The following is an 8,372-nucleotide window of genomic DNA, read 5'->3' as shown; positions in this document are numbered from 1 at the left end:
GCCTCAGCACGGCGCCGGAGGACGAGCGCACGCTCACCGGGCTGTCGCTGCTGCTCCAGTCGGCCGCATTGCGTTCGGCGCTCGCGCCCTACACCCTCGACGGACCCTACGGTCGTCTGCTCGACGCCGCCGAGGACGATCTTCGCATCGCCGACGTCCAGTGCTTCGAGACCGAGGCGCTGACGGGGCAGGCGGGCGTGGTCGCGCCCGTGCTGACCTACCTGTTCCACCGCTTGGAAGAGCGGTTCACCGGCCGGCCGACGCTGCTCGTGCTCGACGAGGCCTGGATCTTTCTCGACCATCCGCTCTTCGCAGCCCGCATCCGCGAGTGGCTGAAGGTGTTGCGCAAGAAGAACGTCGCGGTGCTGTTCGCGACGCAGAGCCTGGCCGACATCGCCGGGAGCTCGATCGCGCCCGCCATCATCGAGAGCTGCCCGCAGCGCATCCTGTTGCCCAACGACCGTGCCGCGGAGCCGCAGAGCCGGGCAGCGTATGAGCGGTTCGGCCTTAACGAGCGGCAGATCGAGCTTATCTCGCGCGCGACGCCCAAGCGCCACTACTACCTCCAGTCCGCACGTAGGAACCGGCTGTTCGAGCTCGGGCTTGGCCCCGTCGCGCTGGCGCTGTGCGGCGCCTCCGATCCCGCGACCCAGACCCGTATCGACGCGATCCTGGCGGAGCACGGGCGCCCCGACTTCGCGGCCCGCTTTTTGACCCAGGTGGGCCTCGACTGGGCCGCCGACCTCCTCGCCCGCTTCCCCGCCTCCGCTACACCCGAAGGAGAACGCCCATGAAGAAGTACGTCATCACCGCGCTGCTCGGTGCCGCCAGCCTTGGTTCGCTCGCCGCCGGCGTGTTCACCAGCACGCCCGCCCAGGCGATCCCGGTGTTTGACGTCGCCAACTACACGCAGAACCTGCTCACCGCCGCGCGCACGCTCCAGCAGATCAACCAGCAGATCCGGTCGCTCCAGAACGAGGCGGCGATGCTGACCAATATGGCCAAGAACCTGTCGCGCGTGGACTTCCCGCAGTTGCGGGAGCTCCAGCAGAAGCTCGTGCAGATCGACCGTCTGATGGGCCAGGCGCAGGGGATCGACTTCCGGGTCGACCAACTCGACGAGAAGTTCCGCCGCCTGTTCCCCGACGCCTTCGACCAGGCCCTACGGACCGACCAGCGGGTACGGAACGCCCGCAACCGCCTCGACACCAGCATGGGCGCGTTCCGTCATACCATGACGGTGCAGGCGCAGGTCGTGGAGAACGTTCGCGACGACGCCGAGACTCTCTCCGCCATTGTCGCGACGAGCCAGGGTGCGGAGGGTTCGCTGCAGGCGCAGCAGGCCACCAATCAGCTCCTCGCACTCACCGCCAAGCAGCAGTTCCAGCTTCAGGCCATGATGGCGGCGCAGTTCAGGAGCGAGTCGATCGAGCAGGCGCGGAGGGTCCAGGAGAGCGACGAGGCGAGGGGGGCGACGCGCCGCTTCCTTGGCGCCGGGCGCGCGTACACGCCGCGCTGACGAGCTGAGGCGGCGGCGCTTCCCTCCGCCGCCGTCTCGTCGCGGGGCTCGCAACTGTCCCCGAGCGAGCCCCGCGACAAACCTTCCCACCCGAGCAGGACAGCGACGTGAACGACCTGAACGTCATCGACCGCTTCATGGAAGCTTTCATCCGCTACATCGACAGCGGGTTCGGACTGCTGGGCAACGATGTCGGCTTCCTGACCACGGTGCTGATCGGGATCGACATCACGCTGGCAGGGCTCTTCTGGGCGCTGGGCGGCGAGGACGACGTCATCGCCAAGTTCCTCAAGAAGATCCTCTTCGTCGGCGCGTTCGCGCTCATCCTGAACAGCTTCTCCACGCTCGCCGACATTGTGTTCCGCTCGTTCGCGCAGGCCGGACTGACCGCCGGCGGCGGCACGATGGCGGCCGGCGACCTGCTCAAGCCCGGCCGCCTCGCCGGCACCGGTTTCGAGGCGGCGTGGCCGCTGCTCGAACAGGCGAGCCAGATGCTCGGCTTTTCGACCTTCTTCGACAACTTCCTGACGATCATGGTGCTGCTGATCGCCTGGGTGGTGGTGATCATCGCTTTCTTCGTCCTCGCCGTGCAGCTCTTCGTCACGATCATCGAGTTCAAGCTGACCGCGCTTGCCGGCTTCGTTCTCGTGCCGTTCGCGCTCTGGAACCGGACCAGTTTCCTGGCTGAACGCGTGCTCGGCAACGTCGTGGCTTCGGGCATCAAGGTCATGGTCCTCGCCGTGATCGTCGGCATCGGCTCCGGCTTCTTCGCCGAGATCACGGCCGCACTGCAGGGGCAAGAACCCGATATCGGCCAGGCGATGACGCTCGTGCTCGCCAGCCTCGCGCTGTTCGGGCTCGGCATCTTTGGGCCGTCGATCGCGTCGGGGCTCGTGTCCGGTGCGCCGCAGCTCGGCGCAGGCGCCGCGGTCGGCACCGCTGTCGGCGCGGCCGGGACGCTGGCGCTCGGCGCGGGCGCGGCGGCGGGCGCAGCGCGCATGGCGGGCGGCGCTGCGCTCGGCGCGATCCGCGCCGGTACCGCGATGGGCTCCGCTGCATCCACCGCCGCCAAGCTCGGCCGTGAGGCGGGCGGCTCCAGCATCGGCGGCATCGCCGCCGCGGTCAAAGGCGCGGCCTCGCAGAAGGTCAGCGGTGCGCTCGGGCTGGGCCAAGCCGCCGAGCGCGGCCGCCAGGGGGCCTGGGCGGCGATGAACCCGAAGCCCGCGACCGCTGGCGGCGCGGAAGGCGGCGACGCCTCCGGCGCGCCGGCTTGGGCGCGCCAGATCCGTGCCGAGCAGGCCGGCCGTCATCACCGCCATGTCGCGCTGCAGACGCTGAAGGACGGCGACCGCGGCGGCGCTTCCGCAACCCCGGACATCAAGGAACCCGAATGATGCGCTTCCGACGCTCCATCCAACGCTACGGCCGCACCCCTGAGCCGGAGACGCCTTACCAGCGAGCTGGCCAGCTCTGGGACGAGCGGATCGGCTCGGCGCGCGTCCAAGCCCGGAACTGGCGGCTGATGGCGTTCGGCGGCCTGGCGCTGACCACCGGCCTGTCGGGCGCGCTCGTCTGGCAATCGATGCAGAGCCGCGTCGTCCCATACGTCGTCGAGGTGGACCGTCTCGGCGAGGCACGGGCGGTAACCCCGGTCGAGACTGACTACCGGCCGACCGATCCGCAAGTCGCGTGGCATCTCGGCCGGTTCATCGCGAACGTGCGCAGCGTCTCGCTCGATCCCGTGCTCCTGCGCGAGCAGTGGCTGTCAGCCTACGACTTCGCTTCCCCACGCGGTGCACTGTTCCTTGGCGAGTATGCCCGCTCGGCGCAGCCGTTCGCCCGCGTCGGCGAGCGCACCGTATCGATCCAGGTCACCAGCGTCGTCCGCGCCTCCACTCGTTCGTTCCAGGTCAAATGGACCGAGACGGCGTTCGAACGCGGTAGCGCCGCCGGCACGTCGCGCTGGACTGCCATCCTCACCGTGATCGTGCGCCCGCCCAAGTCGGCCGACACGCTCCGTAAGAACCCGCTCGGCCTCTACGTCGACGCGATCGACTGGAGCAGCGAGCTCGATGCGCCGGCGGCAACGCCCGCCGCGCCACCCCCTGATCCTGAGCCGTCGACCCCGACCCCCGCGAGCCCGCCAAACCTGCCGCTCGGTTCGCCGCTCGACCCAAACCTTGCCGCCCCAGCCAGCTCGCCCCAGAACCCGAGGACCGACCAATGAACCGTACCATCCTGTTTGCCTCAGCCCTTCTGCTCTCAATTCCTGCACCGGCCGAGGCTCAGCGAGCGAAACTGAAGGCTTCTGCCGCTCGCGTCACCGCCGCGAACCGAGCGGCGTTGCGCGAACCGACCGCGCCAGGGTTCGTCAATGCCGTGCAGGTCTACCCCTACTCGGAAGGCGTCGTGTACCGCCTCTACACGGCACCCGAGCGGGTCAGCGACATCGCCCTCCAGCCCGGCGAGACGCTCGTCTCGGTCGCGGCCGGCGATACCGCGCGCTGGACGGTCGGCGACACGTCGAGCGGTGCCGGCGAGGTCAAGCGCACGCACATTCTGGTCAAGCCGTTCGCGCCTGGCCTGCGCACCAACCTCGTCATCGCGACCGATCGGCGCATCTACCATCTCCAGCTCGAGAGCACGGCTGCGACCGCGATGGCTGCGATCTCATGGACTTATCCGCAGGATGCGCTGCTCGCGATCGTGCGCGCTCGCCGCCAAGCGGAAGCTGCGGCACCGGTAGCGGCGGGGCTCCAGATCGAGGCGCTTCGGTTCGGCTACAGGATCGATGGCGACGACCCGCCCTGGCGACCGCTCCGCGCGTTCGACGATGGCCGGCAGACCTTCATAGAGTTCCCTGCCGCTATCGCCGTGACCGAGGCGCCGCCGCTGTTCCTGCTCGGTGCCAAGAACGAGGCCGAGCTCGTCAACTACCGCGTGCGCGGGCGCTACTATGTCGTCGACCGGCTGTTCCATCGTGCCGAACTCCGGCTTGGGACCAAGCCCCAGCAGGTGGTCAGGATCAGCCGCGTGGGCGAGGAGCCAGCGCGCGGGCGGGGCAGGGGTGGGCGGCCGTGACCGAGGCTTCCGAACCGGCGGTCCCGCCGAAGCTCGACCCGGAGACGATGGTGCTGCGTGGCCGGCCCGCCCGCGTCGTGCGGTTCCGGCGCGGCGTGGTGATCGGCATCGCCGCGCTCGGCTCGACCGCGCTTGTCGGGGTCGCGTGGGTCGCGCTCAAGCCGCCCACGTTCCGCGGCGTCGCGACCGATGAGAACCGGCCGGAGGAGGGCACGAAGGCACCACCCGACGCGCTGGCGAACGCGCCCAAGACGTACGGCGACGTGCCGGTACTTGGGCCGCCTTTGCCGGGCGATTTGGGCCGGCCCATCCTAAACGCCGAGCGAAGGGCGCAAGATGCGCAGACCAGTCCCGACCCCGCCGAGGAGCAAGCAAGACGCCTGGAGCAGCAGGCTGAGGCCCAGCGCGAACAGCTCGCCGCCGAGCGGAAGGCGGCGCGCGAGTCCGGCGTTCTGGTCCAGACCTCCGGCACGACCAAGCCGACCGCCGCGAATACACCGGTCGGTTCAGAGTCGCCGCCGACCGAGCCGGGCGACGCGTCTGCCAACCCGCGGCTAGCGCTTGATCCGGCGCGTGATCCAGGCGGTCAGCAGCGCAAGGCCGACTTCCTTGCCGACGGTAGTCGCGGGCAGGACACGAACCCGCACGCGCTGACGCCGGCCCCGTCGCCGTACACGATCACGGCAGGGAGCGTCATCGCGGCGAGCCTAATCACTGGTCTCAACTCCGACTTGCCGGGGCTCGTGACGGCGCAAGTGACGCAGAACGTCGACGACAGCGCGACCGGGCGCACAGTGCTCATCCCGCAAGGGTCGCGGCTGATCGGCAGCTATGACAGCGTGGTCGCGTTCGGGCAGACGCGCGCGCTCGTAGTCTGGCAGCGCATCATCCTGCCGAATGGCTCATCGCTCCGGATCGACAACATGCCGGCGAGCGACGCTCGGGGGTTCGCCGGCCTCGCCGACAAGGTCGACCTTCACACCTGGCAGCTCCTGAAGGGCGTGGCTCTGTCCACGCTGCTTGGCGTCGGCACGGAGCTCAGCATCGGGGGCGAGGGCGACCTCGTGCGCGCCGTCCGCGAGTCGACGCAGCAAAACGCGTCGCGCGCAGGCGACCAGATCGTTTCCAAGAACCTGAACATTCAACCGACGATCACCGTGCGACCAGGCTGGCCGCTGCGCGTGGTCGTCAACAAGGATCTTGTCCTCGAACCCTGGAGCGGATGATGCTGAAACTGCCCAAGCTGCCTGACCGGGTGCCGGTCAAGATCACGATCAGTCTCACGCCGGAGCTTAATCAGGCACTTGCCGAATATGCGGCGCTCTACGCAGAAACCTACGGTACGCAGGAGCCGGTCAGTGAACTAATTCCTGCGATGCTGAAAAGCTTTCTCGACAGTGATCGGCGTTTTGCTAGGCCGGGACGATCCGATGCGTCTCGCTAGGAACCAAGCCGCCGGTGGTGATCAGCGGGTCGCTCCAGACCCGCTCACGATCCGCATTCCAGCCGCCATGACCATGCTGGGGTTGGGCCGATCTAAACTGTATGAGCTGATGGACGACGGTATCATCGCGACCATCAAAGTAGGCCGATCACGCCTCGTCGTCGTGGAGAGCCTGCGTGCTTTCGTGACTTCGCGAACCCACACCGAGCGCTCGAGTCCCTAGCTAGCAAAATTATTCATCCGCTCATATTCGCCAATTTCCGCCAACGTATTTTGCACGAATTTGATGCGGGGTGGATGGTCGTGAGAGCTAAGTAATTGTTTTCGCTGGTGACCCCTACGGGACTCGAACCCGTGTCTCAGCCGTGAAAGGGCCGCGTCCTAACCACTAGACGAAGGGGCCAGCGGCGGCTGACCTATGGATGAACCCTCGGGCCGTCAACCTAGAGGGCCCAGGCAGCGTCCTCCACATGCAGCTCGGCGGCTGGCTTGGCGCTCCAGTCGTCGAGCTTGGCGCGACCCGCCAGCCACAGGCGACGGTGGGGCGGCGCGGCGAGCAGCGCCTGCCCGAGCGGGGTGTCGGCTTGGCGAAAGGCCACAGCCTTGAGGCTGCGGCCGTCCTCGCCCGCGACGACCGCGCGAACATGGCCGTTGCCGACCACGTCCGCGCGCACGACGCGGACGGGTCCGGCAGCAACGCGGGGGGCGGGCCAACCCGCGCCGTAGGGGCCGCCCGCCTCCATGGCCTCCACCAGATCGCGCGTGACACCGCCGGTGGCGAGCACCGCGTCGACCAGAAGCGCGCGGTCGGCCGTTGCGCGGTCGACCGCGTCGCCCAGCCGGTCCTCCAGGAACGCGGCGAAATCGGCGATGCGGTCGGCCGCGATCGTCAGCCCGGCGGCCATGGCGTGACCGCCGCCCGCGACAATGAAGCCGTGCTCCTTCGCGGCAAGCACCGCCGCGCCGAGATCGACGCCGGTGATCGACCGGCCCGATCCCTTGCCGATGCCATGCTCGTCCACCGCAATGACGACCGCGGGGCTGCCCAGCTTTTCCTTCAAGCGACCGGCGACGATGCCGATCACGCCGGGGTGCCACCCGTGCCCGGACACGACCGCGACGCGGGCGTGCGCGCTGGCCATCTCTTCGGCCGCTCCCTGGACGCCGCCCTCGATCGCGCGGCGGTCCCCGTTCAGACGGTCGAGTTCGGCCGCGATCCGGCGCGCCTCCTCCGGGTCGTCGGTGGTGAGCAGTCGGACGCCGAGATCGGCGCGGCCGACGCGTCCGCCCGCGTTGATGCGCGGCCCGAGCGCGAAGCCGAGATCGGAGCAGGTCGGCGCGCGGGTCAGCCGCGACGCTTCGATCAGCGCGGCCAGGCCGACGTTGCGACGCCGGTCCATGACCTTCAGACCCTGCGCGACGAATGCGCGGTTGAGGCCGCGGAGCTGGGCCACGTCGGCCACTGTGCCGAGCGCGACCATGTCGAGCAGGTCGATGAGCTTGGGCTCGGCGCGGTTCGCGAAGTACCCGCGTGCGCGGAGCGTGCGGACCAGCGCGGCGGCGAGCAGGAAACACACGCCGACCGCGGCCAGATGGCCGTGCGCCGCCCCACCGACCTCGTCCAGGCGGTTGGGGTTGACGAAGGCGTGCGCGTGAGGATGCTCGGAGGCGCATTTGTGGTGGTCCACGACGACGACATCGACCTGTGCGTCACGCGCCGCCGCCAGCGCCTCGAACGCCTGCGCGCCGCAATCGACGGTGACGATCAGCGTCGCGCCCTCGGCGGCCAGGCGGACGAGCGCCGCGCCGGATGGGCCGTAGCCTTCGAGGAGACGATCGGGGATGTAGGGCCGCGCCGTGAGCCCGAGATCGCGGAGCACGCGGATCATCAGCGCCGCCGAGGTGGCGCCGTCGACATCGTAATCGCCGAAGATCGCGACCTGCTCGCCCGCCTCGACCGCGTCGGCGAGGCGGTCGGCCGCGCGATCCATGTCGCGGAAGCTGCTAGGGTCGGGCATGAAGCCGCGGATGGAGGGAAGGCGGTGCTCGTCCAGCCCCTCGCGCGGGCAACCGCGCGCGAGCAGCAGCTGGGTCACGAGATCGTCGGGGCTGAGCCCGTCGCGCGCGTCGGCGGCGAGCGCGCGCCAGCGCCAGGGCTGGCCGAGAATCGACCGGGTCACGCCGAGAACGGGGGTCATCGCGCGCGTCCGAACCTGAACAAGTTTAGGAAAGTATGGGCGTACACGTGGTTGCGAGCCGAGTGCCGCGTTGGGCGGGGCGGCGTTGAAAAAGGTCGATTGGACGGCATTTGTTCCGCCTATGCCCGGC

General features: G+C 69.2%; 8 protein-coding genes, 1 tRNA gene and 1 pseudogene. 8 read left to right on the top strand and 2 right to left on the bottom strand.

The genetic code is table 11. The features are described from left to right. The 8 genes and pseudogenes from ACFE7F_RS08060 to ACFE7F_RS08025 form a co-directional block, all read left to right on the top strand. Positions 1-794 (top strand): annotated as a pseudogene (locus tag ACFE7F_RS08060) (conjugal transfer protein TrbE); the annotation flags it as partial. Continuing rightward, positions 791-1,519, top strand: a complete 729-nt coding sequence (trbJ, locus tag ACFE7F_RS08055) for a P-type conjugative transfer protein TrbJ (RefSeq protein WP_375403336.1) — start codon at positions 791-793, stop codon at positions 1,517-1,519. The pseudogene ACFE7F_RS08060 and the gene trbJ, both read left to right, overlap by 4 nt. Before the next feature lie 107 nt (positions 1,520-1,626). Continuing rightward, complete coding sequence (trbL, locus tag ACFE7F_RS08050; RefSeq protein WP_375403335.1) at positions 1,627-2,913, top strand: P-type conjugative transfer protein TrbL; 1,287 nt, start codon at positions 1,627-1,629, stop codon at positions 2,911-2,913. Next, positions 2,913-3,746 carry a conjugal transfer protein TrbF gene (gene trbF, locus ACFE7F_RS08045; protein WP_375403334.1) on the top strand — a complete coding sequence of 278 codons (834 nt, stop codon included), beginning with the start codon at positions 2,913-2,915 and terminating at the stop codon, positions 3,744-3,746. Before trbL ends, trbF begins: the two co-directional genes overlap by 1 nt. Continuing rightward, a complete protein-coding gene (trbG, locus tag ACFE7F_RS08040; RefSeq protein WP_375403333.1) occupies positions 3,743-4,600 on the top strand; it encodes a P-type conjugative transfer protein TrbG in 858 nt (285 codons plus the stop codon). Before trbF ends, trbG begins: the two co-directional genes overlap by 4 nt. Further along, on the top strand, positions 4,597-5,826 hold the full coding sequence (locus ACFE7F_RS08035) for a TrbI/VirB10 family protein (RefSeq protein WP_375403332.1): 1,230 nt from the start codon (positions 4,597-4,599) through the stop codon (positions 5,824-5,826). The genes trbG and ACFE7F_RS08035 overlap by 4 nt, the downstream gene beginning before the upstream one ends. Then, on the top strand, positions 5,826-6,044 hold the full coding sequence (locus tag ACFE7F_RS08030; protein ID WP_375403331.1) for a DUF2274 domain-containing protein: 219 nt from the start codon (positions 5,826-5,828) through the stop codon (positions 6,042-6,044). The genes ACFE7F_RS08035 and ACFE7F_RS08030 overlap by 1 nt, the downstream gene beginning before the upstream one ends. Beyond that, positions 6,031-6,267, top strand: coding sequence for a helix-turn-helix domain-containing protein (locus tag ACFE7F_RS08025; RefSeq protein ID WP_375403330.1), 237 nt, complete (start codon positions 6,031-6,033; stop codon positions 6,265-6,267). Before ACFE7F_RS08030 ends, ACFE7F_RS08025 begins: the two co-directional genes overlap by 14 nt. Positions 6,268-6,372: 105 nt before the next feature. Here the strand turns inward: ACFE7F_RS08025 and ACFE7F_RS08020 are convergent. Together ACFE7F_RS08020 and recJ are read right to left on the bottom strand one after the other, a co-directional pair. Beyond that, positions 6,373-6,447, bottom strand: a tRNA-Glu gene (locus tag ACFE7F_RS08020). 40 nt (positions 6,448-6,487) lie between these two features. After that, positions 6,488-8,242, bottom strand: coding sequence for a single-stranded-DNA-specific exonuclease RecJ (gene recJ / locus ACFE7F_RS08015; RefSeq protein WP_375403329.1), 1,755 nt, complete (start codon positions 8,240-8,242; stop codon positions 6,488-6,490). Positions 8,243-8,372: the final 130 nt, after the last annotated feature.

This window comes from uncultured Sphingomonas sp., from assembly GCF_964235535.1.
Lineage (GTDB): Bacteria > Pseudomonadota > Alphaproteobacteria > Sphingomonadales > Sphingomonadaceae > Sphingomonas.
Note: the sequence above shows the minus strand (reverse complement) of the source record. Positions and strands in the feature narration are given on the sequence as shown.

Excerpts from the sequence above, each read along its gene's own strand:
- trbF (WP_375403334.1), top strand. The coding sequence starts at position 2,913 with ATGCGCTTCCGACGCTCCATCCAACGCTACGGCCGCACCCCTGAGCCG.
- ACFE7F_RS08025 (WP_375403330.1), top strand. The coding sequence starts at position 6,031 with ATGCGTCTCGCTAGGAACCAAGCCGCCGGTGGTGATCAGCGGGTCGCT.
- trbG (WP_375403333.1), top strand. The coding sequence starts at position 3,743 with ATGAACCGTACCATCCTGTTTGCCTCAGCCCTTCTGCTCTCAATTCCT.
- trbJ (WP_375403336.1), top strand. The coding sequence starts at position 791 with ATGAAGAAGTACGTCATCACCGCGCTGCTCGGTGCCGCCAGCCTTGGT.
- ACFE7F_RS08030 (WP_375403331.1), top strand. The coding sequence starts at position 5,826 with ATGCTGAAACTGCCCAAGCTGCCTGACCGGGTGCCGGTCAAGATCACG.
- recJ (WP_375403329.1), bottom strand. The coding sequence starts at position 8,242 with ATGACCCCCGTTCTCGGCGTGACCCGGTCGATTCTCGGCCAGCCCTGG.